Origin of the sequence: Moraxella oblonga NBRC 102422 (genome assembly GCF_001598275.1) — a bacterium.
Taxonomy (GTDB): Bacteria; Pseudomonadota; Gammaproteobacteria; order Pseudomonadales; family Moraxellaceae; genus Moraxella; species Moraxella oblonga.
The window spans coordinates 1-25948 of the sequence record NZ_BCYQ01000014.1 but is presented as its reverse complement, the minus strand read 5'-3'; the positions used below and the strand labels follow the sequence as shown (position 1 = coordinate 25948).

The window sequence follows — 25948 nt, the reverse complement described above, 5'->3', positions numbered from 1 at the left end:
CATCATTCCTTTTTCTCTTCTTCTGCTTTTTCAGGCTCCAACGACAAACCTCCCCCCACAGGACCATCATCACCGGGCTTGCGAGTACCTTTAAGTTTGATTTGCAAGCGAAGTTCGTTGGCACTGTCGGCATTTTTAATCGCCTCATCGTAGCTAATCGCCCCCTCGTTATACAAGTCAAACAAGGCCTGGTCAAAAGTTTGCATACCCACTTCACGAGATTTGGTCATGATTGCCTTTAACTCGTGCATTTCACCCTTTAAAATCAAATCAGCCACCAAGCGAGTATTAAGCATGATTTCCACCGCCGCCCTACGACCCTTACCATCTTCGGTGCGGATAAGTCTTTGAGAAATGATGGCTTTCATATTGCTAGATAAGTCCATCAGTAGCTGATTTCGTCTCTCTTCTGGGAAAAAGTTGATGATACGGTCAAGCGTTTGGTTGGCGTTGTTGGCGTGCAGTGTGCCAAGACACAAATGCCCCGTCTCGGCAAAGGCAATGGCGTGCTCCATCGTCTCGGTATCACGAATCTCACCAATCAAAATCACATCAGGGGCTTGTCTTAGCGTGTTTTTTAGAGCGTGGTGCCAAGAGTGGGTATCCACCCCCACTTCACGGTGGGTAATCATTGATTTTTTGTGTTTATGGACATATTCCACAGGGTCTTCCACCGTGATGATATGCCCTGCACTGTTTTCGTTGCGATAGTCAATCATCGCAGCCAAACTTGTGGATTTACCAGAGCCAGTACCGCCCACCACCAAAACAAGCCCTCGTTTTTCCATAATGACATCTTTTAGCTTGATAGGCAGTTTTAACTTTTCAAAATTGGGAATTTCAGCGGCAATGGTACGAATCACCATACCCACATTTTGCTGTTGGATAAAAACATTGACACGAAAACGAGAGACATTGGGGACATTGATGGCAAAGTTACACTCCATCTCTTTTTCAAATTCATCTCGCTGATATTCGTTCATAATGCTGTATGCAAAAATTTTGGTGCGTTCGGCACTCAAAACCTGCTTACCCAAAGGTTTCATCAAGCCCTGATGTTTGACACTTGGGGGAAAGTCTGCGGTAATAAACAGGTCAGACGCTCCAATCTCAACGACTTTGGTCAGCATATTGTACATTATGGTCTTTGCCTCATTTAGGGTTTCTTGGGCAAAGTTTACTAAGGTTTCTTCGGAAATGTGATGGGTACTCATTATTTAAATCTCTTTAATTGAGTGAATGTTAAATCATATTCGGTTTTAATCCGATTATCATCGTCTAATATCGCTTGTAAAAAGGCTTTTTCATCATCACTTAGCACCTCATTATCTGTACCAATATAAGGCTTTAAACTACCTGATAATAATTTTACTTCGTCTTGAATTTGTGAATTGATGTCATTTTCTTGCTTTGAATAAAATATAATTTGGATTTGCTTGGTGTTATCATCAAAATTAGAAACAATATTCTCCACATTTGCCATCATATCTTTTGGCAAAGGGATAAAAATACCATCATTTTGCTTAATGGTTGTTAATTGCATTTTATGCTCCAATCTTTTAATGGCAAGGTGCGTATGACGCACCGTTTTTTGATAAATTTAAATTAAAAACAAAATTAAATTGATTTTTAATTTTGGGTTTTTAGGGGTGCGTGGTACGCACCTTACTTTTTACCAATTAATTTTTACCAATTTTCATTCAACGACTGTTGGCGAATTTACGGTCAAATTTATCATCTTTTGGCAAATAAATTTGGATAGTTTTAAAAATTTGTTTCATTGTTGCCTTTGGGTTATGGCAACAAGGCAATGAATGGGCGGTTTGTTTTTGTTTGGTGTTATTTGTCATACATTTCATTCTTTAAGACTTAACTGCTCATTGATAACAATTTTCTTAAATTTTAACTTATCCGCTTTATCAAAACCTACCACAATATTCATATCCAAACCCTTAGTCCAAAAATAAATAACCTCAACATCTTGACTATCCATTTCTTGACAAGTGATAAATTGCAATTTATCACAATCACTCTTAACAAAATAATAAGGACTTGGCTCGCCTAAGGCTTGTTTTGTGGTAGCCAAGTCAATAACCACTTGGTCAAGTATTTGATTTGTTCTAAAAATTGAATTATAGACAACAATCCCCACAAAACTAATCAAAATCACACCAACAAAAACAACACTAAAATTTATTTTTGAGCTATTATTATCTAAATCTTTCATAAGCGACCCACTGTGCCACAATACATCTTGGTGTACAAGCCTAATGTTATGCCGCCAGCCGCAAATCCAGCAGTATTACCCTTAAAATCATTACGCACATCTTGCCAGTAACCAGCAAAACCAGTCTTGCCATTTATTGCAGATACACCACTAAAAAATATAAGATAAGCATTTAAACCTCCCCAAGCCAAAAATCCAGTAAAACCATCTACCGTTCTTCTATATCTATGTTGAATAAGAAAATACTGCAAATCCACTCCATCATTAGTATTAATATTAATACCAAGGCTACGTATATAATCCTGTTCTTGACCTATTTCTCTTGTGTATAAATCTGGCGGATTATCGACAGTCCAAACGCTAGGATTTTTAATAAATAAGTCCAATGCCTCACAAAAAGAAACGGTTCGCAACTTTGAGTTATTAACTGGAATTTTTAGTGGTTGCTTTGTTTTTATTTTATAAATATTATCATTATATTTTCCATTTAGTGTTGGTGTAACAAAGATTTTATCAATCAGTTTTCCAGATAGATAAATTTCAAACCAAACAATATCATTAACATAGGTTTCATAAACTTTGCTACAACCGTTACTATCAAATTTTTCAATAGCTGTTTTCTTTTTTCTAAGATAAAACACCTGATAAGTAACCTTATCAGCTATTACTTTGTCATCAAAAGCAACTTTCAATCTAACAGTATATTTTTGATTGGTACTCATAACATAACTCCTTAGCATAAATATGATTTTTGACTGTATAGTTACCTATCACAATCCGCCATTACGATATCAATACTTGCCAAATAAATAATTGCATCGGATACCAAACTTCCATTAATCACAGACGGCATTTGCTGTAAATGAGCAAAAGTCGGTGTACGAATACGCGTGCGATAGCTCATCGTTGAGTTATCCGACACCACATAATAACTGTTTAGCCCTTTGACACCCTCTACCATACAGGCACTCTCCCCTGCTGGCATTACAGGTCCCCACGACACGGAGACAAAGTGGTTAATCAAGGTTTCAATGTCTTTTAAAGTTCTATCTTTTGGTGGTGGTACAGCAAGCGGATGTTCAGCTTTGTACGCCCCTGATGGCATATTATTTAGACACTGCTCAATAATCCGCAGAGACTGGCGAATTTCTTCAATTTTTACCAAACAACGGTCATAGGCATCGCCGTTATAAAAGACAGGGATTTCAAAGTCAAAGTTTTCATAGCCCAGATAAGGACGAGCTTTACGCAAATCAAATTCCACGCCAGTCGCCCGAAGTCCCGCCCCTGTTACCCCCCACGCTAGGGCGTGTTTGGCGTCATACTGGGCGACCGCTTGCGTACGCCCCTTTAACACCGAGTTGGTCATTGTCGCCTTAAAGTACTCATCAATGCGTTTTGGCATCCAGTCCAAAAACTCACGCACAAGCCTATCCCAGCCATTTGGCAAATCCATCGCCGTTCCACCAATCCTAAACCACGCAGGGTGCATACGATAGCCTGTCACCGCCTCGATGATGTCATACGCCTTTTGACGGTCAGCAAACATATAAAACACAGGGGTCATACCGCCAGCGTCTTGGATAAATGTTCCCCAGTAGAGTAGATTATTGGTAATTCTAAACAATTCGCTCATCATAATGCGAATGGTATTGGCACGGTCTGGCACGCTAATACCAGCGAGTTTCTCCACCGCCATAATATAGGGAAGCTCGTTCATCACCCCACCCAAATAGTCAATGCGGTCGGTGTAGGGAATGTATGAATGCCAAGTTTGGCGTTCTGCCATCTTTTCTGCCCCACGATGATGATAACCGATGTCAGGAATACAATCGACAATCTCCTCGCCATCAAGCTGTAACACCAAGCGAAACGCCCCGTGAGCAGACGGGTGGTTGGGTCCGATGTTTAGGAACATAAAGTCCTCATCTCGCCCAGAGCGTTTCATTCCCCATTCTTCTGGCACAAAGCGTAAGTTTTCTTGTTCAAACTGCTGTTTGGCAGAGTTCAAAAAGTAGGGCGTAAACTCGGTCGCACGGGCGTGGTATTCTTTACGCAGGGGGTGTCCTTCCCAGTATTTGGGTAATAAAATGCGTGTCAAGTGCGGGTGTCCGTCAAACACCACACCAAACATATCCCACACTTCTCGCTCATACCAGTTGGCATTGGGGTAGATTTGGGTCGCAGATGGAATATGCTCGCCCTCGGCTAGGGCAACCTTAATGCGAATGTCCGAATTTCGCTCAATGCTCATCAGATGATAAAACACCGTAAAGTCGCTTGCTGGCTGTCCATAGCGATGTTTACGCAGTCGTTCATCAATGGCGGATAAGTCCACCAGCATTACAAAGGGCTTAGGCAATTTGCGTAAATATAGCAAAACATCAAGCACCTGCCCTTTATCCACCCAAACGGTGGGAATGCCGTCCGCCGTCTCTTGGACAGTTAAATTGGCGAACTTTTGATTAAGTTCGGTTAAAATCTCAAAATCGTGAATGTGGTTTATGCTCATAATCTTAACTTTTGTTTGTGTTTGCGGTTTGCTTGCAAATTTTAAAATGAATTTTTAAAGGTGTGTTATTATGACACCATTACAATATATTGGTTTGAAGTGTAAGGTGCGTATTACGCACCGTTTTAAATACAATTTTACATTTTTTTACATTTTATAAATGATTAAATTAAAAATTGTATTTAGTTTTAATTTTGGTTTTTAATGGTGCGTGATACGCATCTTACTTCTTAAAATAAATATGTTATGCTCTTATCAACATACCATCGCCATCATCAAATCCCAATCCAACTTTTGATATTTGCAATAAAGTCAAATTAGGATTTTCATTAAATAATTCTGTTAATATTTCTTGGACAATTTTCAAAACATCTTGCCAATGCCATTTTGATAAAATAGATAAATCAGGGGCTTTTGTTAATGAACAAAAATCATTATCGTTTGGACACGCCCAATCATAATATTCATCATTTTCATCAAATTCTTTTGAACCCAATAAATAAATCCCATAAGGTTCATACAACCCAAACCACCACACCTTAATATCGTTGGGAAAGTTTTCTTGACTGACATCTTGCAAATAAGTTAAAAATAAAGGTTTTAACTTATTTTTTGCCATTTCATAATTCATTAAAACCCTCTTATTTATAGGTTGGGTATTATAAGGTGCGTATAACACACCGTTTTAATACAATTTTTACATTTAATAAATTTTAAATTAAAATGAACTCTTTAAATATTGATAATACAAAATATCAGCAAATTCACTTTCAGATAATTCGCCAATCACCAAATCACGCATAGCGTCCGCCATCAAAATATGGTCTATTGTGATTTCATAATCATTGAGCGATAAATATTCTAAGGCAACCGCAAGTCCTGTGCGTTTGTTGGCATCGGATAGAGCGTGAGCCATTGCAATGCTATTTGCGTATTTACTGGCAATTTCAAAAACATCATTTAAGCCTTCATACAAAATCGCATTATCAATCCGAGATAAAGCCCCTTGTAATTTACCAATATCGGCTTGTCCTTTCATTCCTTTTTCGGTAGAAAGAATGTAAGCGTTAATTTCAATTACTCGCTCAAATGGAAAACAAATAATTTCCATTACATATCCGCCAAGCGTTTAAAGGTTTCTTTATGTGTCCGTAACACAAGTTTCGTTTCAGATTTAATGATTTGTTGTCCTTGTTCGCCTGTTAAATCCAAGCGTTTGGTTGCGGGGATTTTGGGGCGGTTGGCTTTGGTAATGCCATATTTTAAAAGTTTATCATTCATTTATTTTTAACCTATATAAATCTCAGACCTAGCAAATAACACCGCTTGCCCACCCAAAATCATTCTTTCGCCTTTGATTTCACCATACAAAATACCACTTCGGGAGCTTGCTTGATAAGCGGTTAAAGTATTTTTATTTAGCACTTTTGCCCAATAGGGTAAAATATGACAATGCCCCGAACCGCAAACAGGGTCTTCTGATATACCCACTTTTGCCCCAAATGAGCGAGACACACAATCAAAGTCTGGATTTTGGCTTTTGGCGGTAAAATGACACAATGCCCCATCTAATTGGGTGATTTTATTATCATCGGCTTGATAATTTTTGACGGTATTTTCATCATCAAACACACACAACAAATCACGCCCCAAATACACTTCGGTTGGCATTACGCCCAAAATATCGCCAATGGCTTTAATGTCATCAATTTTGGTTAAGGAATACACAGGCAAATCCATTAACAATTTATCGCCCATTTTTTGTACGGTTAATAAGCCACTTTTTGTATGAAATTTTAAAATTTCTGGACAATTTTCTAATGCCAAATGCAAAGCAAATGCCGTTGCCAAAGTGGCGTGTCCGCACAAACTGACTTCTACTTTTGGCGTAAACCAACGCAAATCAAATTCATCGCCTTGTGGAACGACAAAAGCCGTCTCCGATAAATTATTTTCTTTGGCAATGTTTAATAAAATCTCATCATCAAGCCAATTATCCAGCAAACAAACGCTGGCAGGATTGCCTTTAAATACTTTATCAGTAAACGCATCAACGGTAAATTGACGAATGGCGATTGACATTATTATTCCTTATTAAATTATTGGTTATTCCACATTATCAGGACTTCTTAAATTCTTCACCGCAATCCGCTCGGCATTTTTACGGTCTCGCTCTGGGGTCATAATCGGCTGATAGATATTTTGGTCAAGATGAATGCCAAGTGGACGGCGTTCTTTGGTGATACTCTCTTGAAGGAGCATAATCGCCTGAATGAGTGCCTCTGGGCGGGGCGGACAGCCCGGAATATACACATCCACAGGGATGATCTTATCCACGCCCTGCACCACCGAATAAATATCATACATACCGCCAGAGTTGGCACACGCCCCCATTGAGATGACCCATTTGGGTTCTAGCATTTGCTCATACAGTCGCAGTATCACAGGTGCCATCTTGACAAAGCAAGTACCAGCAACAATCATCACATCGGCTTGGCGAGGTGAAGCACGAATGACCTCCGCCCCAAAGCGAGACAAATCGTGTACGCCCGTCAAAGTGGTGGCATATTCTACATAACAACAGCTTGTACCAAAGTTAAACGGCCAAAGCGAGTGCTTACGACCCCAGTTGGCGGCAGCGTGGGCGAGGTTTTCAAGACTGCCCAAAAAGACATTTTTTTCAACTTCCGCTTGGGTAATGTCGTCCACCACTTGACGAGTGGTGTGTGGATAAGTGTTGGCGTTTTCGTTTGGGCGTGTTAGGGTATATTTCATAGTTGTCTGCTTGTTTTTTAAAACTGGCATTAATGGGAAATTGAGTATCATATTAGGTGCAAACTTTTTTAATAATCGTAAACACCTTTTTAAAGTTAAGGTTAAATGTTTTAAATTTAAAAACTAACTCCAATAAAATTTTTCAAAAACTTGATTGTTTTTGCGGTCAATATATAGCTTAATTTCATCTTCACCACTTGTTATATAATTATAACCACAAACCTTACCAATCAATTCATTACTGCGATTGGTTGCAGATTTATCGCTTAATTTGCCAATGGTTGATTTTCTTTCATATTCTTTGGGATTGAATTTATCCAAATCACCATAAATGCCATCCAAATAAACAGAGCCTTGAATAAAATACCCTGTTTTTAAATACATTTCTTTGGTTGTCCAATAATTGATAAGAATTCTTATATAATGATAATAGTTAAAATCAATTTTCTCTCGTCTTTGACATTGTATGGCAAAGTTAGAGTTTTTAGCATCTTGCCAAGACTTTAAAAGACAATATTCATTTTTAAATTGAGTATATTCCTGCACCGCTTCATCGTACCATTTTGGAATATCATTAATATTTTTAATTGTAGATAAGTCCCCTTTGAAATGATAGCGTTTACCGTCCCATTCAAAACGAATATTATCATAATCAAATAAAGCAGTATTATGAGAAGTCAATTCAGGATTACCATTACCAAAAACCGATACAAAATGAACTTTACCCTCATTCTTGTTCAATGTTTCCAAATCCACTGTCAATAATGGAAAAAAGACCATTTTATGAATGTCATCGGCTTCATAAAAAACCTCGTCAAAGTTTGGGAAAAGTATCATTTTATGTCCTTATAATTAATAATTCTTAATCAAACTTCTGCGTGGTAACTCGCCCTGTATCATTGATATGGTCAATGTTTGCCATATCAGTTTTGTCTTTTTCTAGCACGGCTTGTAAGTCCTTACGCCCTGCAAAAATCCGCCCAGACGACTGAGCAGGCACTTTGCCTGTGGGGTCGGTGTGCAACTCATCAATACTGGTAAAAGCGGTAATGCTTGCCAAGTTAAAATCGGCAGGACGAGATAAAATACGGGGTTTTTTGCCTCGTTTGTCGGCAGGCGACCAATTCATCGCCCCCATTTTCATCTCATAAACAAGACCGACAAACAAAATGGCAATAAACACAAAGGCAGTCAAAAAGCCCACCCAGCCCACTTCTCGCACGCTGACCGAATAAGCGTACAAAAACAGCGCTTCCAAATCAAAAATCACAAAAAAAATCGCCACCAAATAAAATTTGGCGGACAAACGAATGTGAGCAGAACCAGCAGGCAATACCCCTGCTTCAAAATTTTCGTGCTTTTGAGAACCTGATGATTTGCCCCCCAAAAGGCGTGGGACAATGAGCATAAAGGCAACCAAACCGATTGCACACAATAGATAGACAATGGACGACCATTGGGCTGACATACACACCCCTGTTTATATTCTTGACAGCGGTATATTATAGCACATTTTTTTTCTAAAAACCCACCACAAAATACTAAACAGCCATACTTTATTAGAAAGCCAATAAATAAACTCTGACATTTTCATATCAGAGTTTTTATCAATTGATAATAATTATTAATTATTGCTCAATCACATCAACATTTGCAGGTGGCGTAAAGCTAAATTGGTTAGCACTGATTTTTTTATTCATGGTAATGTTGCTAAATTTCACAGTTGTGGTTTGTCCCATGTTGTCATTCATCACCATCATCACAGGCTTACCGCCATTGAAACTAATCGCCAAATCTTTAAAGTTGGCATTGGCACTCTTTGGCTTTAATACATAATAGTTTTTACCACTATTAGGTTGGGTAATGGTAAAGTTGTTGCCAATCTGAGTGGTGTCACCAGAAAGCAAGATGGCAGGCGTATCGCCCATTTGCCCATTGACTGATTGCTTGGTAACTTGTTGTAAATCTTTGTCATAAATCCACATCGTGCTACCATTGGCTATGATAAGTTGTTCGGTAGGTACTTTGGTCTCCCAACGAAATTGGTTGCCACGCTGTACCGCCATACTACCACTAAACTGCTGAGTTTTGCCACTTGCTTTGGTGGTTTGGCTAAAATTTGCCGTCATTGACTTGGTATTGGTCATCAGTTTGTTAAAATTTTTCACCGCTCCATCATTAGCAAACGCAAAAACAGGCAAGGTCAAAACAGCAACAGTAAGAGATTTTGTAAAAAAAGACATAAGATAAGCTCCGATTAGAAAGTGTGATTATTATGCCAATTTTTCATGTTGCAATCTAGCATATTTTTGCAACCAATCAGACGGCAATGTTACTTGATTTGAAAAAAAATTGTCATTTTGCTATAATCTTACAAATTCATTTCAAATGTCATTACCATGCTTTCTCCCAAAATCAAAAACCAATTTTCCGACCACCCACAGACCATCATGCGTCCTGTACACCTCAAACTCTCCGAAGAGATTATCGCACATTTAGAACATACGATGGCAGAACACGGTTTTAACACCATTCAAGGCTTAATTCGTTTTTATATCCGCGAAGGGTTGCATCGTGATAATTGTAATTATGATTTTAGCCAAGATGTACTGTTCATTGAAGAATTAAAAAACAAAGGTGTGAGCCAAAAAATCATTGATGAGGCACTCACCAACCTTAATAAAAAATGTGAATAACTTTCGCCCACACTAAACCAAAAACAAAAGCGGTAAGTTCATACCGCTTTTGCTTATAACACCCTATGACCTATGAATTAGTGTGTGGTTACTTGTGCTAGCATTTCATCTAAAATCTCTATTGCTCCACTTTTGGCAACATTGGGCGAATTAATCATGCCAACCACCACATACCATTTACCCTGTGTGTCCAGAGCATAGCCTGCCATGCTTGTTACATTATCAAGCGTGCCTGTTTTGATAAAAGCTCGCCCAATGGCGGGGTGGTTGGGATTACGTTGAGCCAACTTTATCATCGTACCTGTTTGCCCTGCGATGGGTAGTGAATTTTTAAATACTTCAAAGTTTGGCTGATGATAGGCAAATTCTAGCATTTCACCCATAGATTTTGGGGCAATCTGACAATTACGGCACAGTCCAGATGCACGAGTCATCACAGGAGCTTGGGTTGTCATGTTGGTTTGCCACCAATCATTGATAAATTTAAATGCACTTGGATAATCACTCACCGCCTGCCCTGTCACCAAAGGTAATGACAATGCCACTTGTTCAGTCATGACATTATTGGAATGTTGATTAATGTCGTAAATTTGGGCGGATAGAGGCTTGGATGGATAACTAACAATCGGCAAACCATAAGTTTTGGCAGATTCAACACGCACTTGCCCAGTAAAGTCTTTGTCAATACTTTGCCAAGTACCCAAAATCGCTCGGCGAACAAACTCATCGCCATTTGGCATAGTAATCCAGTACGTCATCGTTCCACAACCAACGCTAGGTTGGCTAATGGATAATGCTGTTTTTGATAAAGAAAATCTTGGCTCTTGGCACGCCTGCCCACCCATCAACATTTTTGGAAAGTCAAACTCCGCCATTTTAGGCAAGACATTAACCGCCACGTCATTACCATTCGCTACAAAACGAGTGATGGGTTTGCCAAGTTTGTTCGTTTCACCTGTCAGTTCGCCATGTCCTGACGGTGTCATGTCCACACTAATCGTGCCGTAATTAATCAGCAATGCATTTGGCTGTGCATTATAAGCACGAAGTCCTTGCCCATCAAAAGCATACACATCATAAGCCACGTTGTTAAACGCACTATTATCCACGATGATGTCGCCTTTAATGTGCTTGACGCCTTTATGAGCCAGTTGCTCCAACATGGCATTCAATCGCTCATGTGTAAGAGATGGGTCGCCACTACCCTTGACAATCACATCACCATGTAATACCGACCCTATCTGTATGCCACGAGTATAAATGCGTGTGAACCAATGATGGTTCTCACCAAGTGTATGTAAGGCGACAAACGTAGGCACAAGTTTTTGGGTGGAAGCAGGGATTCTGGGTGTGCTTGAATGATAATCCATCACAAGCGTACCGCCGTCTAGGGGCTTGACCCAAATACTCACATCTTGGGGATTGACTTGGGTTTGGGCGATTTTATCGCTGATGGGTGTAGGTAAATTGGCAAAAGCAGGCAACGACAGTATCGCCATTGCCATACCTGCCATGAGTGTGGTCAAAGATTTCATAAATTAGGCAAAATATTTATCCAAACCCTGCTGAATGCCATTTGTGATTGGAGTTTTTAGAGGTTTTGCCAAAAACGCCAACTCTGCTTCAAAAACAACTTTTTGTGCATCTAATACTGCTTTGGCATTCACGCCTGCTTTACTAATCGTGGCGGTATCAGCCGTTTCACCTTCTTGGTACTGAACATCTAGACCAAAACGCTCATTAGCTTCAGCAAGCCACTCTTTGGCTTTGGTGCGAGCAGTTGCAAAATCAAAGTTGTGGGCTTTTTCTAAACGAATGTCTGACATGATACTTCTCTTTTTAAAATGAGTTAAATTAAGTTCTAGGTAGGGTTACGCCTGTTTGTCCTTGATATTTGCCACCCCTATCTTTGTAGGAAGTTTGGCACACTTCATCACTTTGGAAAAACAGCATTTGAGCCACGCCCTCCCCTGCATAGATACGAGCTGGTAGGTTGGTGGTGTTGCTAAATTCTAAGGTAACATGACCCTCCCATTCAGGTTCTAGGGGCGTTACATTAACGATGATACCACAACGTGCGTAGGTGGATTTGCCAAGACAGATTGTCAAAACATCACGAGGGATTTTAAAATATTCCACCGTACGAGCCAGTGCAAATGAGTTGGGTGGAATGATACACTCATCACCTACGATGTCTATAAAACTGCGTTCATCAAAATTTTTGGGATCAACAATGGCAGAATGTACGTTGGTAAACACCTTAAATTCATTGGCACAACGCACGTCATAACCATAGCTTGATGTACCATAACTGACAAGTTTATCACCACGTTCATTATAACGGACTTGGTTTGGCTCAAATGGCGAAATCATGCCATATTGCTCTGCCATTTGGCGTATCCAGCGATCGGATTTAATAGACACATCTCCCCCTATTGACAAAAATCAGCCAACTATTATAGCACATTTTGGATAGTGGTAAAGTTTTTAATAAAAAATTAATAAAAATCAAATTTGTAATTTATAGCATTTTGCCACATCACTTAGATATGTAGCTCATGCCCACATCTGTCGCAAAATTTAGCATTGGAGGCGTGACCAAATTTCCCACAATTTGGACAAGATACAGGGTGGAGCTGGGGTCGCATGGTGCGAGTCAGTTCCGCCGTAAAAATCCCCGTTGGTACAGCAATGATGGCATAACCTGTTATCATCACCATACTTGCAATGGCTTGACCGATGGGTGTTTTTGGCGACATATCCCCATAACCTACGGTGGTGAGCGTAACGACCGCCCAATAAATTGAGAGTGGAATACTTGTAAAGCCATTTTCTGGACCTTCAACCACATATAACACCGACCCAAAAATAGTAACGAGTAACAACAGTGATAAAAAAAACACGGTGATTTTATGTTGGGAGGTTTTGAAGGCTGCTGCTAAAAATCCCGCTTGTTGCATATAGGATTTGAGGCGAAATACCCGAAAGACACGCAAAATACGCAAAATACGCACAACCAGCAAATACTGTGTACCAACAAAAAATAGACTTAAATAGCTGGGCAATAATGCCAGCAAATCCACCACACCAAAAAAGCTAAACGCATAACGTTTGCGACTGGGTGCAGAATAGAATCTAAGCAAATACTCTAAGGTAAATAATAACGTAAAAAACCATTCAGCATAAAAAAATAGCCGTCCATATTGCAAACGCAGGTATAACACACTATCAAGCATGACCACAACCACACTCAACGCAATGGCAATGAGTAATAATACATCAAAAAATCGTCCTGATGGCGTGTCCGTACCCTCGATGATGATGTGGATTTTTTCTTTGAAAGGTAGGTGCTTTTTATGAGTGGTTTTCATGGTGTATTGAGAGTTTTTTTGTGCTATTTTATCATAAAGAACATTAAAGGCATGAGTTTTTTACAAAATTTTGATGATGTGTTATAATGAAACATCAATGTATGGAGTTTGATTTATGACAAAAAACATCACTTTTTCATGGTTGTTATTACTGGTTTTGATGAATACAGGCTGTGCAACATCACAGATAAACCATGAACTCACCACCCCACCCCACAATACCAAATATGACCCCAACTGCACACGCTACATTCCAGTACCACGTCATGAACAAGGACATGCGATGATAACATCGCCTGAACACCAAGAAAACATGTTTAATCAGAAGTACTGTCAATAGTGATTGGCAAAGACCATCAAACACGGTATAATAAGCGATTTCATCAATTTTTATTTTATATTTTACTGATACAGGTGCATTATGGCAGGTCATAGTAAGTGGGCGAATATCAAACATCGCAAAGCCAAACAAGATGCCGCAAAGGGCAAAATTTTTACCAAAATTATCCGTGAAATCGTCTCTGCCTCTAAGGGGGGCGACCCAGACCCAAACAACAACCCTCGTTTGCGTGCTGTTTTGGAAAAAGCCAATGCTGCCAATATGACTAAAGATGTCATCAAACGAGCCATTGAACGAGGTCAAGGCGGTGGTGAGGGCGACAATGTTCAAGAAATTACCTATGAAGGCTACGGCGTGGGTGGTGTGGCGGTGATTGTTGAGACGATGACCGACAATGTCAATCGCACGGTGGGCGAGGTTCGCCACGCTTTTTCCAAGCACGGTGGCAATCTTGGCACATCAGGTTCGGTGGCATATTTATTTACCAAGCGAGGCGAGATTATCTTTAATGATACCTCACTTGAGGACAAAGTGATGGAGATTGCCCTAGAAGCAGGAGCAAGCGATATTGAAAATGATGGCGAAAGTTTGCTTGTGATTACCGAACCAAACGACTTTGGGGCGGTGATGGACGCTCTTGCAGGAGCAGGACTAAAAGCGGATAATGCCGAAGTTACCATGTCGCCTTCTACCACTGCCGACATTGACAATATTGATGATGCTCAAAAAGTGCTCAAAATGATTGATATGTTAGAAGATTTGGACGATGTTCAAGAAGTCTATACCAATGTCAATTTTAGTGATGAAGTAATGGCACAACTGGATGCTTGATTTATCATAGAAAATAAAGACTATGATAAATGGTTTTGTCATAGTCTTTTTTGTTTTTGAGGGGATAATGATGATTGTTTTAGACTTACCACAAGAAACGATACAAGTGATTGAACAAGTGGCTCAAAAAAATGGACAAAGCATTCAAGATTTTATTACCATTAGTGCTTATGAAAAAGCCTTACAATCTTTTGCTAAGCCAAAAGATGATGAATTACTGATTGACTTTATTCAAAATTTTCCAAAATCCCAATTAACCCGCAGTGGCTTAGAAATTCAAAAGGAATTGCGTGATGAATGGGATTAACTATTTATTGGATACTTGTTTTATTTTGGAATTTCATAAGAAAAGTCCAGAAGTTTTGCAAATCTTGATTGATAAAAACATTCGCTCGTCTGAATGTGCCATTAGCGTAATTAACCGCCTTGAAGCATTGGGTTATTCTCATATTACGCCAGAAGATGAAAAGAATTTGACGATTTTATTATCAAGATTTCATAAAATTTCAATAGATTTTGGCATAGAAAATAAAGTGATTGATCTAAGAAAACGTCATAAAATCAAATTGCCAGATGCTATTATATTAGCAACTAAATTAACTCACAAGTTAGAGTTGTTAAGTCTTGATGTAGGTTTGATAGGTAAATATCAACAAGAAATCGCTCGCTAATTTTTATTTTAGGCCCAACCCAAACAAAAACCAATGAGTACAGAAAATACCAGTCCACAACAAGACAAAGAACCCATTTCATTTTCCAAATTAAATGAAATCTTTAATCTATCGTATGGCCAAGCCCACCCAGACAAAATAGACAATGAAATTAGAAGTAATGTCAAAGTGGCTGGTACAAATCTTTGGATTTTGATGTTTGCAATCTTTATTGCCAGCATTGGGCTTAATATGAACAGTACGGCTGTTATTATTGGAGCAATGTTAATTTCGCCCTTAATGGGTCCAATTGTTGGCATTGGTTATGGTATTGCCGTTTTTGATGTACGATTGATTAAAATTGCATTTAGAAATTTGCTTATTTTTATTGGTATTAGTTTATTAACTGCCACTTTGTATTTTTCTATTACGCCTTTAACCACCGCCCAAAGCGAATTATTGGCACGCACGCAACCAACCCTTTGGGATGTACTCATTGCTTTTTTTGGTGGCTTGGCAGGTATGATTGCAATGACCAGAAAAGAAGGTAGTAATGTTATTCCTGGGGTTGCCATTGCCACCGCCCTAATGCCACCACTTTGTACGGCAGGTTATGGATTATCGCAAGGCAATTGGCATTATTTTTTTGGGGCATTTTATTTATTTACCATCAATGGTGTGTTTATTGCCATTGCCTCTTTATTGATAAGCCGTCTATTAAAATTACCAAGAAGAGGGTTAATTAGCCAAAGTCATATTAAAAAACAAAAGATTATTTTAATTGTGATTACCTTACTTGTAATGCTACCAAGTGGTTATTTGGCCATTCAATTGGTAAAACAAGAACTGTTTAATAATAAAATCAATCAAGTAATTCAACAGATTGAACAACAACAAGAAACTTTGTGGATATTGCAAAAAGACATTGACCATAAAAACAATGCTCTAAGATTGATTATTAGTGGTACAGGTGATAATAATGATATAGCCAATCAAATCAAACAACAGCTTGTTTTATCAGGTATTAAACATACCAAAGTTAGTGTTTTGTACGCAGGGGGTAATCAAGAAAGTTTTAGAGAATTGTATCGGCAATTACAACACAATCAAAATAACCCATTACCACAATTGCAAACGCAATTAGAAAAACAAGCCAACCATATTAAAAATTTAGAAAACAAAATCAAACAAACAGTTAATAATGAACAGTTATTAAAAGAGTTGCAAATTCACTTTCCAACCGCTCAAAAAATCTTTGTTGGTAAAGGCAATATCAGCCAAAAAGACAATGACAATTGGCAAATAACCAACAATACTTTTATTTGGCTTGAATTATCCACACCGATAGCGGATAATGACAAAGATAAATTGTATGAGTGGTTAAAAGTGCGACTTAATGATAACGATAGCCAGCTCATTCTACAAATTCAAACACCCTAAGGATTATTATGCCAACCCCCCTACTTCACACCATTTTACAGTCCACCGTCTATGATGTTGCCCATCGCACGCCACTTGAAAAAGCCCACAAGCTCTCGGCTCGTTTTGGCAATGACATTCGCCTAAAACGAGAGGACTTACAGCCTGTATTTAGCTTTAAACTGCGTGGGGCGTACAACAAAATCAGCCAGCTTAACGATGGCGAAAAACAAGCAGGGGTGATTTGTGCCTCTGCTGGCAACCACGCACAGGGCGTGGCGTTTTCGGCTCACAAATTGGGGCTCAAAAACCTGATTGTGATGCCCAAAACCACCCCAGACATCAAGGTGCAAGCGGTCAAAAACTTAGGCGGAACGGTGCATTTGCACGGCGATAGCTTTGATGAAGCCAACCGCTTTGCCATTGACAAGGCACAGAGTGAGGGTATGACCTACATTGCCCCTTATGACGATGAACTTGTCATTGCAGGGCAAGGCACGGTGGGGCTTGAAATCAGCCAAGATTGGCGTGAGGTGGACTATGTCTTTGTGGCGTGTGGGGGCGGTGGACTGCTTGCGGGCGTGGCAGGGTTTTTGGGGGCGGTTGCACCACACATCAAGGTGATTGCCGTTGAACCAGAGGGGGCGGCGTGCCTAAAAGCGGCGTTAGAGGTCGGCAAGCCTGTCAAACTGCCCCAAGTGTCGCTCTTTGCCGATGGTGTGGCGGTCGCCCAAATCGGTCAAACGCCCTTTGAAGTCATCACAATGCCCAAATCAGACGGCACAGGGGCGGTGGTTGAAAAAGAAGTGATTACCTGCAATAACGATGAGATTTGTGCGGCGATTAAGGATATTTTTGAAGAAAATCGCTCTATTGTGGAGACGGCTGGGGCATTGGCGGTGGCTGGTCTTAAAAAATACATCAAACTCAACCACTTACAAAACAAAAACTGCATTGCCATCATTTCAGGAGCAAACATCAACTTTGACCGCCTGCGATATGTTGCCGAACGCACCGAAATTGGCGAAAACAAAGAGGCGATTTTTGCCGTGCAACTGCCCGAACAAACAGGGGCATTTTTGAACTTTTGTCGCACGCTACAAGGGCGTAACATCACCGAGTTTAATTATCGTACGGACGCCACAAACCCAAACATCGCCCAAGTATTTGTTGGCATTGGGCTCAAAGATGGTCAAGGCGAGCGGACGACTTTGATGGCGATGTTTGCCCAAAACGGCTATAATGCTTATGATTTGACCGATGATGAAGTTGCCAAAACACACATTCGCTATTTGATTGGCGGACACGGTCGGCTAAATGACGAAAAATTGTTCCGAGTAATGTTCCCAGAACGCCCCAACGCTCTATTAAATTTCCTTGAAAAATTGGGGCAAGATTTTAATGTCACCCTGTTTCACTACCGCAATCACGGAGCGGCAGAAGGGCGTGTGCTTGTCGGACTGCAAGCCAGTGCTGGCTCATCACGGCAGATTGTGGACGCTTTAAATGACATTGGCTATTTTTGTGAGGATTTGACGGATAATGTCGGCTATGGAGTGTTTTTAAAATAGAGATATGATAGAATGGATTTGGAATTTGACCCCAATAAACAACAAATCAATATCAATAAACACAATATTGATTTTGATGAAGCCAATTCAATATTAGATGACCCTTATGCCTTGCACGAGCCTGATTTTGGTGATTATAATGGCGAAGAACGATATTTTACTATTGGTATGAGTAATAAAGCCAGACTTTTAATTGTAAATTGGACAATTAGAGACGATAATATTTGCCTGATTTCATCACGACTATGTGAACCGCACCAAAGGAAAATGTATGAAAAACGAAACTTCCACTGAACTTTATGAAAAAATGGGCAAAGTCAGTTTTGAAAATGCTGTTAGAACTGACGAATTGCCATTACATATTCAGTTGGCATTAAAAAATCGTCAAAGCAATCTAGAAAATACAGTTGAAAAACCACCAATGATAGAGCCTGATGTTTGGCAACTTATCAAAGCCAATGCCAATAATCAAAAAGAAATGACAAGAATGAATGCAGTATTAAGAGGATTTTTCGCTTAACACTTAATAAGGTAAATAAAATGACCCTAACTTTTAAAAAACCCACCTTTGACGACAAACAGGCGGTACTCGCCTTTAAAAACGCCTATTTAGCACATTATGATGAAACTGGCATTCACGGCGGAGCAGAATTGGCTTGCTTTGATGAAAGCAATTTTGATAAATGGCTAGACTATGTCAATGCCCCTGTTGGCATAAATTTATTTGGTTATGATAAAGTAGCTGATGATACTTTTATTATTTATCAAGACAATCAGGTGGTGGGTATTGTCAATATTCGCTATGAATTAACTGAATTTTTATTAAAAATCGGCGGTCATATTGGTTATAGCACCCACCCAGCCTTTCAAGGACAAGGCATTGCCAAAAATGCCCTTGCCTTTGGCTTATCCGTCCTAAAAGATAAACAAATTGATAAAGCCTTAATTACTTGTGATGATAAAAATATTGGTTCATCAAAAGTCATTGAATCTAATGGCGGTATTTTGGAAAATATACTGCCCTTTAATGATAAAATGATTAGACGCTATTGGATTGTATTGTGATTAAAGGTTATTTATTTATAATGGTAAGGTGCGTATTACGCATCGTTCTGGCATAAACTGTGTATTGGTGCGTCGTACATACCTAAGATTACCATAATTGGAATTGTAGAAAATATGACTTTAATCCCAAAAAGCATTGCTAGTTATACGGTTTATTTTTATAAAATACAATATAAAATAATGTATTTTATTGGGATAATTTTTATCAGTATTTTTACCTTAACCGCTCTATCAATGGCAAGCAATTCATCAATCATATTTTTCATTTTTGTGATTGTAATGATTGCTTTTCATATGATGACTTTTAATTATATGAAAAGCAATATTTTAATTCTTGCCGATGAAGTCAAAGAAGTAGAAAATGGGTTATTTATTAGAAATGGTAAGGTGAGTGAAACAATAGATTATGGTAATATCCAATCTGTTACTTATCGCTATTTATTTTCCATCAAAAATAATGTGGTAGAATTAACCTTTAAAAATCCTACCACATTGGGAAATAAAGCAAGGTTTATCAGTTGGGCGGACAGTTCCAACTACAATAAAGAATTTACCCTAAATCCTTATACCAAAACCCCAGAAACACAGGCGTGGATTAACAAATTAAAGGAAAAAATCAATGAACATTCCAAACCTTGACACCTTACCCCATTGGTCGTTTGGCGATAGTCCCGAAATGGCGGACGAACTGGTACAGCTTGTATTAGACGGTAAAAAAACCTTAACTTGTACTGCTCTACTTTGGCATTTAGAAGAAAATGACAAGACTTTGGTGGGCGGATTTGAAGTCATCACAGACGGTCAAAGCACGCCAAAATGCGTGGTGCAACTTGTCGCCCAATTTATCAAAAATTTTGATGAAGTAGATGAAAATTTAGCAAAACAAGAAGGCGAAGGCGATTTATCGCTTAGCTATTGGCGAACCGCTCATCAAGCATTTTTTGAAAAATATGGGGTGTTTGATGAAAAGATGGGGCTTTTGTTTACCAAGTTTAGGGTGGTTAAGGTATTATAATTTTAAATCAGTTGCAACTGATTGATAAATATGGTTGTTATAGCAAACGGTATTAAATCAATTGATTTTATGATAACTGCTTAACAAATTAAAATCAAACTTAATCAATCCATTTAACCCAATTTAACAAACGCAAGGCATAAGGGGCATTTATTTTTGAATAACCGCCCCTATTTTATCCCAAGATTTTACGCTATAATATCATCAATCTATATCTAGGAAAACTCATGACCGACACCACCAAAAAACGCATTTTAACAGGCATTACCACCACAGGCATTCCACATTTGGGCAATTATGTTGGGGCAATTCGCCCTGCCATACAGTCAGTGCAAAATACAGACGATGACGCTTTTTTCTTTTTGGCGGATTATCATGGAATCATCAAATGCTTTGACCCTGATGAAATTCATCGTTCCACTCGTGCCATTGCTGCCACTTGGCTTGCCTGTGGTCTTGACCCCGAAAAAGTCACCTTTTATCGCCAATCGGACATTCCAGAGATTTTGGAGCTTGCATGGATTTTAAACTGCTCATGTGCCAAGGGACTCATGAATCGAGCCCATGCCTACAAAGCCTCTGTGGATATGAACCTATCCAAAGAAGACACCGACCCTGATTATGGCATCACGATGGGGCTGTTTAGCTATCCTGTACTCATGAGTGCTGACATTTTGATGTTTAATGCCACCCATGTGCCTGTGGGCAAAGACCAGATTCAGCACATTGAGATGGCTCGGGACATTGCAGGGACATTTAATTTTAAATACAAAGAACTGTTTATTCAGCCTACCGCTCTTGTTGATGAAAATACCCCCCTACTGACAGGGCTTGACGGTCGTAAAATGAGCAAATCCTACGGCAACACCATTCCATTATTTGGCGATGGCAACCCCACCATTGACCCCCAAAAAGCCCTTAAAAAAGCCATTGCCCAAATCGTAACCAACTCCCAAGCCCCCGAAGAACCCAAAAATCCTGACGAGTGCAATATTTTTGAAATTTATAAGGCCTTTGCTACTCCCGATGAGATTAACACCCTTGCTCAGCATTATAGAGCAGGCATTGGTTGGGGCGAAGCCAAAGAGATTTTGTTTAACAAAATTGACAATGAAATCGCCCCCATGCGTGAGCGGTATTTGGAGCTTATGAACAACCCCAAAGAGCTTGAAGAAATTTTACAAATGGGAGCAATCAAAGCTCGCCGTGTCGCCCAAAAACAACTGGATAAAACCAGACGAGCGATTGGCATTAAGCCTTTGGCGAAGTTGAAATAAATATTGGTTTAATAAAAAGGTACATATTTTAAAATAAAAATATGTACCTTACAATCAATTTATTAACCCTTATTTAAAATTAACAATGGTGCAATTTATCAAAAAAGAACTTCCAAAATGCGATACTTCTCTTTTGGACAAACCAAGAATATGGGTAGATTTTAATACCCCTTTTCTGGATATTTTGATACTGCCAAATGCAGATATTATTACCAACTCCAATGGTGAAGAAATTTATTTAGAAGTAGGAAAAATACTGTCTGTATTTGATTTTGATGTTGATGAAAATAATCAACCTGATAATTTATTGGCAAATGGTATGCTTATCTTAAATAAAACCAATCATTATACCAATTTTAAATGGCTTTTAAAAATTGTTCCGCATCCAATCTTCGGAAAATATTATTGGGTGAGTGACACCAAACAACTTAAAAATGTTTAATTAGATAGGCAATATATTCTATCAACACATTTTTAAATAATGTCAAATCCAATTAAGGTTATTTTTATGGTTAGTAAGGCTCAATTTTTTAAAGAATATCAATCATCAGATGAAGATGATAAATACGATGTATTGTCCTATTTTTATTATCACAGTGGATTGGTTGTTGATAATGAAATTTTTGAATTTTTAAATAAAGAGTTGGATAATCACAAAAATTTAGATGAATTTTTAGTGGTTGAAATTATAAAAGTTATTACAAAATATTCTGATAATTTTTATAATGAAAATACCCGTGATAAAGTATTTAATGTCTTTTTGGAAAGCGAAGAGGAATTGGTTTGGCAACACGCATTGTTGTGTTTAGAATTTGAAACTTTTACTCCCAATCAAATTCAACTATTAAAGAATAAGTTAAACGAAGTTGATGAGAATACACAAGCAATTATCCAAGACATCTTGACAAGACAAACCCCTTAATAAAACCCAATTCACATGACCAGTAATCCCACCAACCCAAACATTGAAATTGGTATCCGCATTTATGATACCCCCATTGCATCATTGCCCGATGATTTATATATCCCTCCCCAAGCCTTTGCGATTTGGTTGGAGCAGTTTGCAGGTCCTTTGGATTTTTTATTGTATTTGGTTAAAAAAAACAATTTTGATTTGACCGAAACCGCCATTTTGCCCATCACAGAGCAGTATTTGGCGTATATCAAAGAGCTTGATGACACCTATTTTGAGCTGGCAGGGGATTATCTTTTGATGGCAAGTACCCTCATTGCCATCAAAAGTGAATTATTATTACCCCAACCTGACATCGCAGGCGATGAACCAAGCCCCAAAGCTCGCCTCATTCGCCGTCTTGAAGAATACGCCCAAATCAAAGAGGCAAGCATTCGCCTTGATAAACTCATTCGTTTGGAGCGAGATGTGTTTGTGGCTTATGCCAGCTTGCCAAGCATTGAAGCCATACAGTTAGAACGCCCCAAATTCAACCCAGAAATCCTCATCAACAGCCTCATCAATATGCAAATTCGCCCAGTTGGACAAATGCACACGGTTAAAACCGACCTTGTACCACTGCCCGACCGCATTGCCAAAATCAGCCGTATTTTGAGCGAAAAAGGCATGGCGACTTTTTATGAACTCTTGGACAAAAGTCAGGGGCGTGTGGGCGTGGTGGTAAGTTTTGTAGCAATTTTGGAACTGGTCAAGCGAGGCTTGGTGGGTTTTGGTAATGATGATAAAGTTGATGAAACTGATGATTTTGAGCTTGCCCAAACTCCCAAAAACAGCACCAAAGCTTATGCCAAATCTGAGCAGATTTTACCCCACAAAGACAGCGATGACACATTGGGTGGACAGATGATTTATTGGCTACATTAAGAGAAATAATATGTTTGGTTTATTTAAAAAAAATAACACCCCCAAAACCACACCCAGCACCGTTCAAATTGATGAATTGCTGGCAACTCACACACTGCTTGAAAAACCTTTAACGGATTTTATTACTACCAAATTTGCCCATGACGACATACTTGATGTGGCATTGACACTACCCAAAGACATCAACGAAAAAGTCGTAGAGCGTGTATATGATAGCTTGCAAAAGTCATTACAAAGCATTGGCATTAATGAATTAAATTTTCAAGTAACTTTATCTGACAAAATCAAAAGCACCCACAACACCACCCAAACTTTTAACCCCAAACAAACCACACCCACAAACACAGATACAAACATCGCCATGACACACACCGACAAAAAAGCCCCTACCCAAGATAGCCTTGCACCCCACCCTCGCATAAAGCATACCATTGTTATCGCCTCTGGCAAAGGCGGAGTAGGCAAATCCACCACCGCCGTCAATTTGGCACTGGCATTGCAAAATTTGGGTAAAAAAGTCGGCATTTTAGACGCTGACATCTACGGTCCTTCTATCCCTGATATGCTGGGTGTGGCAGGGTTTAAACCTGATGTAGAAAACGACCAATTTATCCCCATTAATGCTCACGGGCTTGCCATGCTCTCTATTGGTAGCTTGTTGGATAATGACAGCACACCTGTGGCATGGCGTGGCATCAAGGCAACAGGAGCATTAATGCAACTATACAACCAAACCAACTGGCCAAACTTGGATTATCTTGTCATTGACATGCCACCTGGGACAGGCGACATACAGCTCACACTCGCTCAACGCATTGCCATCACAGGGGCAGTAATCGTAACCACACCACAGCACATCGCCCTGCTTGATGCTAAAAAAGGCGTGGAAATGTTCGCCAAAACCCATATCCCTGTCATGGGTATTATTGAAAATATGGCACTACACACTTGCACCAACTGCGGGCATACCGAAGCCATTTTTGGGCAGGGTGGTGCCGATAAAATGACAACAGAATATGGCGTGCCACTGCTGGGACAACTACCACTTGCCAGCGACATCAGAGCCAACGCCGATAAAGGTACGCCAAGCGTCATCGCAGGCGACAATTTCGCCCCCTACTACATGGACATTGCCAAAAAAATTGATGATAACATTGTCAAATATGCCAAAGTACGCAATGATGGGCGGATTTTTTAGCTTATTTTTAGCATGGGTAAAATAAATCCTTTACAGTAATACAGTATTTTTGTATACTTAAAATGTCAGTATGGCACTGACATTTTATTTATTTTTATAAGGATTTATCATGAAAACGCCCGCTCTTTCTTTGGCTATCGCCATTTCATCAGCCCTTGCTTTGACAGCGTGTGGCGGTGGTGGCAGTTCTGGCGGTAGCACCGCACAACCAAGCACCCCAGTTGTAAAACCAAACCCAACCAATCCCACCAATCCAGCCAAAGTTCAGATTTCTGGTGAGTCATTAGTCGTCAATACCAAAGCTGACACCGATGGTAAATTTATCAATACAAACACAGATAATATCAATACTCTAAATGTTGATGGTAAAACGTTCAATATCGGCTCACCAAATATCATTTTTGGTAGTTTTGGCGACATCAATAACGCTCAGCTTCACACCACCATTAGTGGCACACACATGAAGTATGCCAAATATGGTTTCGTTCGTGATAAAAATGCCCAAATGGAATACTATTTTTATCAAGGCGAAAAAACCCCAGTTGCTAACGTACCTACCACAGGTACCGCTAACTATAAAGGTCAATCTATTTATGCTTGTGAAACTTGCAACAGTCAAATGGTACAAGGCACGTCTGAATTTAAAGTAGATTTTGGTAAAAAGACTTTGTCGGGCTCTATCAGCAATGCAAAAGTGTCCAATATCGCTCTCAATGCCACCATTTCTGGCAATAGTTTTAATGGTAAAAATAGTGCAGGTACAGAAACTCGTGGGGCATTCTTTGGCGATAAAGCCCAAGAGATTAGTGGTGCTTACGTCAATAATGAAAAAGCCTTTGGCGGTGTGTTTGGGGCAACCAAACAATAATCTTGCCCAAAAAAAAACAAAGCCCTGCCACATCGGTGGGGTTTTGTTTTTGTCTAGCCTCTTTACAAGCGTGTTGTGCTTTTGTATAATGTCAATATTGAAATGATATAACATAATTGGAGTTTTCTATGCAAAAGCAAAATCAACTGGCACTTGCCGTTGCCATTTCGTCAACCCTTGCTTTGACAGCGTGTGGAGGCGGTGGCAGTTCTGGTGGTAGTGTAGTAAAACCAAGCACACCTGTTATAACACCAAATACAGGGGGTAATTCCAATGTAAATACAAACCCTGGAACC

The 25948-nt window shown here is 39.3% G+C and carries 36 protein-coding genes; 18 read left to right on the top strand and 18 right to left on the bottom strand.

Annotated elements, in window-relative coordinates; translation table 11 throughout:
- Positions 1–2 precede the first annotated feature (2 nt).
- The 14 genes from MOB01S_RS05405 to lolA all read right to left on the bottom strand — a co-directional run bounded on the left by MOB01S_RS05405 (position 3) and on the right by lolA (position 9757).
- A complete protein-coding gene (locus tag MOB01S_RS05405) occupies positions 3–1214 on the bottom strand; it encodes a PilT/PilU family type 4a pilus ATPase (protein WP_066802437.1) in 1212 nt (403 codons plus the stop codon).
- Positions 1214–1543 carry a hypothetical protein gene (locus MOB01S_RS05400; RefSeq protein ID WP_066802435.1) on the bottom strand — a complete coding sequence of 110 codons (330 nt, stop codon included), beginning with the start codon at positions 1541–1543 and terminating at the stop codon, positions 1214–1216. The genes MOB01S_RS05405 and MOB01S_RS05400 overlap by 1 nt, the downstream gene beginning before the upstream one ends.
- A gap of 157 nt (positions 1544–1700) precedes the next feature.
- Positions 1701–1850, bottom strand: a complete 150-nt coding sequence (locus tag MOB01S_RS12310; protein ID WP_157073906.1) for a hypothetical protein — start codon at positions 1848–1850, stop codon at positions 1701–1703.
- 5 nt (positions 1851–1855) lie between these two features.
- A complete protein-coding gene (locus tag MOB01S_RS05395) occupies positions 1856–2227 on the bottom strand; it encodes a hypothetical protein (RefSeq protein WP_066802433.1) in 372 nt (123 codons plus the stop codon).
- Positions 2224–2949: a hypothetical protein gene (locus MOB01S_RS05390; RefSeq protein WP_066802431.1), complete on the bottom strand. Its 726-nt coding sequence runs from the start codon at positions 2947–2949 to the stop codon at positions 2224–2226. Before MOB01S_RS05390 ends, MOB01S_RS05395 begins: the two co-directional genes overlap by 4 nt.
- A gap of 41 nt (positions 2950–2990) precedes the next feature.
- Positions 2991–4787 (bottom strand): NADH-quinone oxidoreductase subunit C/D, encoded by a 1797-nt coding sequence (nuoC, locus tag MOB01S_RS05385; RefSeq protein WP_084349624.1) that lies wholly within the window; start codon positions 4785–4787, stop codon positions 2991–2993.
- 196 nt (positions 4788–4983) lie between these two features.
- On the bottom strand, positions 4984–5370 hold the full coding sequence (locus tag MOB01S_RS05380) for a hypothetical protein (RefSeq protein WP_066802427.1): 387 nt from the start codon (positions 5368–5370) through the stop codon (positions 4984–4986).
- An 87-nt stretch (positions 5371–5457) separates the two neighbouring features.
- Positions 5458–5850 (bottom strand): type II toxin-antitoxin system death-on-curing family toxin, encoded by a 393-nt coding sequence (locus tag MOB01S_RS05375; protein ID WP_066802425.1) that lies wholly within the window; start codon positions 5848–5850, stop codon positions 5458–5460.
- On the bottom strand, positions 5850–6020 hold the full coding sequence (locus MOB01S_RS05370; protein ID WP_066802423.1) for an acetyltransferase: 171 nt from the start codon (positions 6018–6020) through the stop codon (positions 5850–5852). The genes MOB01S_RS05375 and MOB01S_RS05370 overlap by 1 nt, the downstream gene beginning before the upstream one ends.
- 6 nt (positions 6021–6026) lie before the next feature.
- Positions 6027–6821 carry a PhzF family phenazine biosynthesis protein gene (locus MOB01S_RS05365; protein WP_218016070.1) on the bottom strand — a complete coding sequence of 265 codons (795 nt, stop codon included), beginning with the start codon at positions 6819–6821 and terminating at the stop codon, positions 6027–6029.
- 24 nt (positions 6822–6845) lie between these two features.
- Positions 6846–7514 carry an NADH-quinone oxidoreductase subunit B gene (locus MOB01S_RS05360; protein WP_066802421.1) on the bottom strand — a complete coding sequence of 223 codons (669 nt, stop codon included), beginning with the start codon at positions 7512–7514 and terminating at the stop codon, positions 6846–6848.
- A gap of 123 nt (positions 7515–7637) precedes the next feature.
- Positions 7638–8351, bottom strand: coding sequence for a hypothetical protein (locus tag MOB01S_RS05355; protein WP_066802419.1), 714 nt, complete (start codon positions 8349–8351; stop codon positions 7638–7640).
- 25 nt (positions 8352–8376) lie between these two features.
- Entirely contained in the window at positions 8377–8982 is a 606-nt protein-coding gene (gene ndhC / locus MOB01S_RS05350) for an NADH-quinone oxidoreductase subunit A (protein WP_066802417.1), read from the bottom strand.
- A gap of 160 nt (positions 8983–9142) precedes the next feature.
- Entirely contained in the window at positions 9143–9757 is a 615-nt protein-coding gene (gene lolA / locus MOB01S_RS05345; RefSeq protein ID WP_066802415.1) for an outer membrane lipoprotein periplasmic chaperone LolA, read from the bottom strand.
- A gap of 156 nt (positions 9758–9913) precedes the next feature.
- Between lolA and MOB01S_RS05340 the strand changes: the two genes are divergently transcribed.
- Complete coding sequence (locus MOB01S_RS05340) at positions 9914–10210, top strand: CopG family transcriptional regulator (RefSeq protein ID WP_066802413.1); 297 nt, start codon at positions 9914–9916, stop codon at positions 10208–10210.
- A gap of 77 nt (positions 10211–10287) precedes the next feature.
- On the opposite strand, the gene MOB01S_RS05335 is transcribed toward MOB01S_RS05340, so the two are convergent.
- From MOB01S_RS05335 to MOB01S_RS05320, 4 genes are all read right to left on the bottom strand, one after another.
- A complete protein-coding gene (locus tag MOB01S_RS05335; protein ID WP_066802411.1) occupies positions 10288–11745 on the bottom strand; it encodes a D-alanyl-D-alanine carboxypeptidase/D-alanyl-D-alanine-endopeptidase in 1458 nt (485 codons plus the stop codon).
- 3 nt (positions 11746–11748) lie between these two features.
- A complete protein-coding gene (locus MOB01S_RS05330) occupies positions 11749–12036 on the bottom strand; it encodes a polyhydroxyalkanoic acid system family protein (RefSeq protein ID WP_066802410.1) in 288 nt (95 codons plus the stop codon).
- Between the two features lie 28 nt (positions 12037–12064).
- Entirely contained in the window at positions 12065–12634 is a 570-nt protein-coding gene (gene dcd / locus MOB01S_RS05325) for a dCTP deaminase (protein ID WP_066802409.1), read from the bottom strand.
- A 119-nt stretch (positions 12635–12753) separates the two neighbouring features.
- The gene (locus MOB01S_RS05320) at positions 12754–13581 is read right to left on the bottom strand and encodes an ion transporter (RefSeq protein ID WP_066802408.1); all 828 of its coding nucleotides are present in this window, start codon (positions 13579–13581) and stop codon (positions 12754–12756) included.
- A 115-nt stretch (positions 13582–13696) separates the two neighbouring features.
- Here MOB01S_RS05320 and MOB01S_RS12305 point away from each other — a divergent pair, with 115 nt between their 5' ends.
- From MOB01S_RS12305 to MOB01S_RS05240, 17 genes are all read left to right on the top strand, one after another.
- Positions 13697–13921: a hypothetical protein gene (locus MOB01S_RS12305; RefSeq protein WP_157073905.1), complete on the top strand. Its 225-nt coding sequence runs from the start codon at positions 13697–13699 to the stop codon at positions 13919–13921.
- Positions 13922–14002: 81 nt separating this feature from the next.
- On the top strand, positions 14003–14752 hold the full coding sequence (locus MOB01S_RS05315; protein WP_066802406.1) for a YebC/PmpR family DNA-binding transcriptional regulator: 750 nt from the start codon (positions 14003–14005) through the stop codon (positions 14750–14752).
- Between the two features lie 70 nt (positions 14753–14822).
- Positions 14823–15059: a hypothetical protein gene (locus tag MOB01S_RS05310; RefSeq protein WP_066802404.1), complete on the top strand. Its 237-nt coding sequence runs from the start codon at positions 14823–14825 to the stop codon at positions 15057–15059.
- Entirely contained in the window at positions 15046–15423 is a 378-nt protein-coding gene (locus tag MOB01S_RS05305; RefSeq protein ID WP_066802402.1) for a PIN domain-containing protein, read from the top strand. Before MOB01S_RS05310 ends, MOB01S_RS05305 begins: the two co-directional genes overlap by 14 nt.
- A 33-nt stretch (positions 15424–15456) precedes the next feature.
- Positions 15457–16842, top strand: coding sequence for a DUF389 domain-containing protein (locus tag MOB01S_RS05300; protein ID WP_066802399.1), 1386 nt, complete (start codon positions 15457–15459; stop codon positions 16840–16842).
- An 8-nt stretch (positions 16843–16850) separates the two neighbouring features.
- Positions 16851–18392, top strand: a complete 1542-nt coding sequence (ilvA, locus tag MOB01S_RS05295) for a threonine ammonia-lyase, biosynthetic (RefSeq protein ID WP_066802397.1) — start codon at positions 16851–16853, stop codon at positions 18390–18392.
- Between the two features lie 12 nt (positions 18393–18404).
- The gene (locus MOB01S_RS05290; RefSeq protein ID WP_066802395.1) at positions 18405–18686 is read left to right on the top strand and encodes a BrnT family toxin; all 282 of its coding nucleotides are present in this window, start codon (positions 18405–18407) and stop codon (positions 18684–18686) included.
- A complete protein-coding gene (locus tag MOB01S_RS05285) occupies positions 18664–18912 on the top strand; it encodes a hypothetical protein (RefSeq protein WP_066802393.1) in 249 nt (82 codons plus the stop codon). Before MOB01S_RS05290 ends, MOB01S_RS05285 begins: the two co-directional genes overlap by 23 nt.
- Positions 18913–18932: 20 nt before the next feature.
- Positions 18933–19457 (top strand): GNAT family N-acetyltransferase, encoded by a 525-nt coding sequence (locus MOB01S_RS05280; RefSeq protein ID WP_066802391.1) that lies wholly within the window; start codon positions 18933–18935, stop codon positions 19455–19457.
- Between the two features lie 294 nt (positions 19458–19751).
- Positions 19752–20096 (top strand): hypothetical protein, encoded by a 345-nt coding sequence (locus MOB01S_RS05275; RefSeq protein WP_157073903.1) that lies wholly within the window; start codon positions 19752–19754, stop codon positions 20094–20096.
- Positions 20077–20472: an ASCH domain-containing protein gene (locus MOB01S_RS05270; RefSeq protein WP_066802389.1), complete on the top strand. Its 396-nt coding sequence runs from the start codon at positions 20077–20079 to the stop codon at positions 20470–20472. The genes MOB01S_RS05275 and MOB01S_RS05270 overlap by 20 nt, the downstream gene beginning before the upstream one ends.
- Before the next feature lie 227 nt (positions 20473–20699).
- Positions 20700–21749 (top strand): tryptophan--tRNA ligase, encoded by a 1050-nt coding sequence (gene trpS / locus MOB01S_RS05265; RefSeq protein WP_066802388.1) that lies wholly within the window; start codon positions 20700–20702, stop codon positions 21747–21749.
- Positions 21750–21834: 85 nt separating this feature from the next.
- Complete coding sequence (locus tag MOB01S_RS05260) at positions 21835–22191, top strand: hypothetical protein (RefSeq protein WP_066802387.1); 357 nt, start codon at positions 21835–21837, stop codon at positions 22189–22191.
- 66 nt (positions 22192–22257) lie between these two features.
- Complete coding sequence (locus MOB01S_RS05255) at positions 22258–22671, top strand: hypothetical protein (RefSeq protein WP_066802385.1); 414 nt, start codon at positions 22258–22260, stop codon at positions 22669–22671.
- Between the two features lie 15 nt (positions 22672–22686).
- Entirely contained in the window at positions 22687–23586 is a 900-nt protein-coding gene (locus MOB01S_RS05250) for a segregation and condensation protein A (RefSeq protein WP_084349623.1), read from the top strand.
- Positions 23587–23596: 10 nt separating this feature from the next.
- Positions 23597–24784, top strand: coding sequence for an Mrp/NBP35 family ATP-binding protein (locus MOB01S_RS05245; protein WP_066802383.1), 1188 nt, complete (start codon positions 23597–23599; stop codon positions 24782–24784).
- A gap of 109 nt (positions 24785–24893) precedes the next feature.
- On the top strand, positions 24894–25652 hold the full coding sequence (locus MOB01S_RS05240) for a Slam-dependent surface lipoprotein (RefSeq protein ID WP_066802381.1): 759 nt from the start codon (positions 24894–24896) through the stop codon (positions 25650–25652).
- Positions 25653–25948: the final 296 nt, after the last annotated feature.

Coding starts and splice junctions, on each gene's coding strand:
- MOB01S_RS05405 (WP_066802437.1), bottom strand. CDS start 1,214: ATGAGTACCCATCACATTTCCGAAGAAACCTTAGTAAACTTTGCCCAA.
- MOB01S_RS05400 (WP_066802435.1), bottom strand. CDS start 1,543: ATGCAATTAACAACCATTAAGCAAAATGATGGTATTTTTATCCCTTTG.
- MOB01S_RS12310 (WP_157073906.1), bottom strand. CDS start 1,850: ATGACAAATAACACCAAACAAAAACAAACCGCCCATTCATTGCCTTGT.
- MOB01S_RS05395 (WP_066802433.1), bottom strand. CDS start 2,227: ATGAAAGATTTAGATAATAATAGCTCAAAAATAAATTTTAGTGTTGTT.
- MOB01S_RS05390 (WP_066802431.1), bottom strand. CDS start 2,949: ATGAGTACCAATCAAAAATATACTGTTAGATTGAAAGTTGCTTTTGAT.
- MOB01S_RS05380 (WP_066802427.1), bottom strand. CDS start 5,370: ATGAATTATGAAATGGCAAAAAATAAGTTAAAACCTTTATTTTTAACT.
- MOB01S_RS05375 (WP_066802425.1), bottom strand. CDS start 5,850: ATGGAAATTATTTGTTTTCCATTTGAGCGAGTAATTGAAATTAACGCT.
- MOB01S_RS05370 (WP_066802423.1), bottom strand. CDS start 6,020: ATGAATGATAAACTTTTAAAATATGGCATTACCAAAGCCAACCGCCCC.
- MOB01S_RS05365 (WP_218016070.1), bottom strand. CDS start 6,821: ATGTCAATCGCCATTCGTCAATTTACCGTTGATGCGTTTACTGATAAA.
- MOB01S_RS05360 (WP_066802421.1), bottom strand. CDS start 7,514: ATGAAATATACCCTAACACGCCCAAACGAAAACGCCAACACTTATCCA.
- MOB01S_RS05355 (WP_066802419.1), bottom strand. CDS start 8,351: ATGATACTTTTCCCAAACTTTGACGAGGTTTTTTATGAAGCCGATGAC.
- ndhC (WP_066802417.1), bottom strand. CDS start 8,982: ATGTCAGCCCAATGGTCGTCCATTGTCTATCTATTGTGTGCAATCGGT.
- lolA (WP_066802415.1), bottom strand. CDS start 9,757: ATGTCTTTTTTTACAAAATCTCTTACTGTTGCTGTTTTGACCTTGCCT.
- MOB01S_RS05340 (WP_066802413.1), top strand. CDS start 9,914: ATGCTTTCTCCCAAAATCAAAAACCAATTTTCCGACCACCCACAGACC.
- MOB01S_RS05335 (WP_066802411.1), bottom strand. CDS start 11,745: ATGAAATCTTTGACCACACTCATGGCAGGTATGGCAATGGCGATACTG.
- MOB01S_RS05330 (WP_066802410.1), bottom strand. CDS start 12,036: ATGTCAGACATTCGTTTAGAAAAAGCCCACAACTTTGATTTTGCAACT.
- MOB01S_RS05320 (WP_066802408.1), bottom strand. CDS start 13,581: ATGAAAACCACTCATAAAAAGCACCTACCTTTCAAAGAAAAAATCCAC.
- MOB01S_RS12305 (WP_157073905.1), top strand. CDS start 13,697: ATGACAAAAAACATCACTTTTTCATGGTTGTTATTACTGGTTTTGATG.
- MOB01S_RS05315 (WP_066802406.1), top strand. CDS start 14,003: ATGGCAGGTCATAGTAAGTGGGCGAATATCAAACATCGCAAAGCCAAA.
- MOB01S_RS05310 (WP_066802404.1), top strand. CDS start 14,823: ATGATTGTTTTAGACTTACCACAAGAAACGATACAAGTGATTGAACAA.
- MOB01S_RS05305 (WP_066802402.1), top strand. CDS start 15,046: ATGAATGGGATTAACTATTTATTGGATACTTGTTTTATTTTGGAATTT.
- MOB01S_RS05300 (WP_066802399.1), top strand. CDS start 15,457: ATGAGTACAGAAAATACCAGTCCACAACAAGACAAAGAACCCATTTCA.
- ilvA (WP_066802397.1), top strand. CDS start 16,851: ATGCCAACCCCCCTACTTCACACCATTTTACAGTCCACCGTCTATGAT.
- MOB01S_RS05290 (WP_066802395.1), top strand. CDS start 18,405: ATGGATTTGGAATTTGACCCCAATAAACAACAAATCAATATCAATAAA.
- MOB01S_RS05285 (WP_066802393.1), top strand. CDS start 18,664: ATGAAAAACGAAACTTCCACTGAACTTTATGAAAAAATGGGCAAAGTC.
- MOB01S_RS05280 (WP_066802391.1), top strand. CDS start 18,933: ATGACCCTAACTTTTAAAAAACCCACCTTTGACGACAAACAGGCGGTA.
- MOB01S_RS05275 (WP_157073903.1), top strand. CDS start 19,752: ATGATGACTTTTAATTATATGAAAAGCAATATTTTAATTCTTGCCGAT.
- MOB01S_RS05270 (WP_066802389.1), top strand. CDS start 20,077: ATGAACATTCCAAACCTTGACACCTTACCCCATTGGTCGTTTGGCGAT.
- trpS (WP_066802388.1), top strand. CDS start 20,700: ATGACCGACACCACCAAAAAACGCATTTTAACAGGCATTACCACCACA.
- MOB01S_RS05260 (WP_066802387.1), top strand. CDS start 21,835: ATGGTGCAATTTATCAAAAAAGAACTTCCAAAATGCGATACTTCTCTT.
- MOB01S_RS05255 (WP_066802385.1), top strand. CDS start 22,258: ATGGTTAGTAAGGCTCAATTTTTTAAAGAATATCAATCATCAGATGAA.
- MOB01S_RS05250 (WP_084349623.1), top strand. CDS start 22,687: ATGACCAGTAATCCCACCAACCCAAACATTGAAATTGGTATCCGCATT.
- MOB01S_RS05245 (WP_066802383.1), top strand. CDS start 23,597: ATGTTTGGTTTATTTAAAAAAAATAACACCCCCAAAACCACACCCAGC.
- MOB01S_RS05240 (WP_066802381.1), top strand. CDS start 24,894: ATGAAAACGCCCGCTCTTTCTTTGGCTATCGCCATTTCATCAGCCCTT.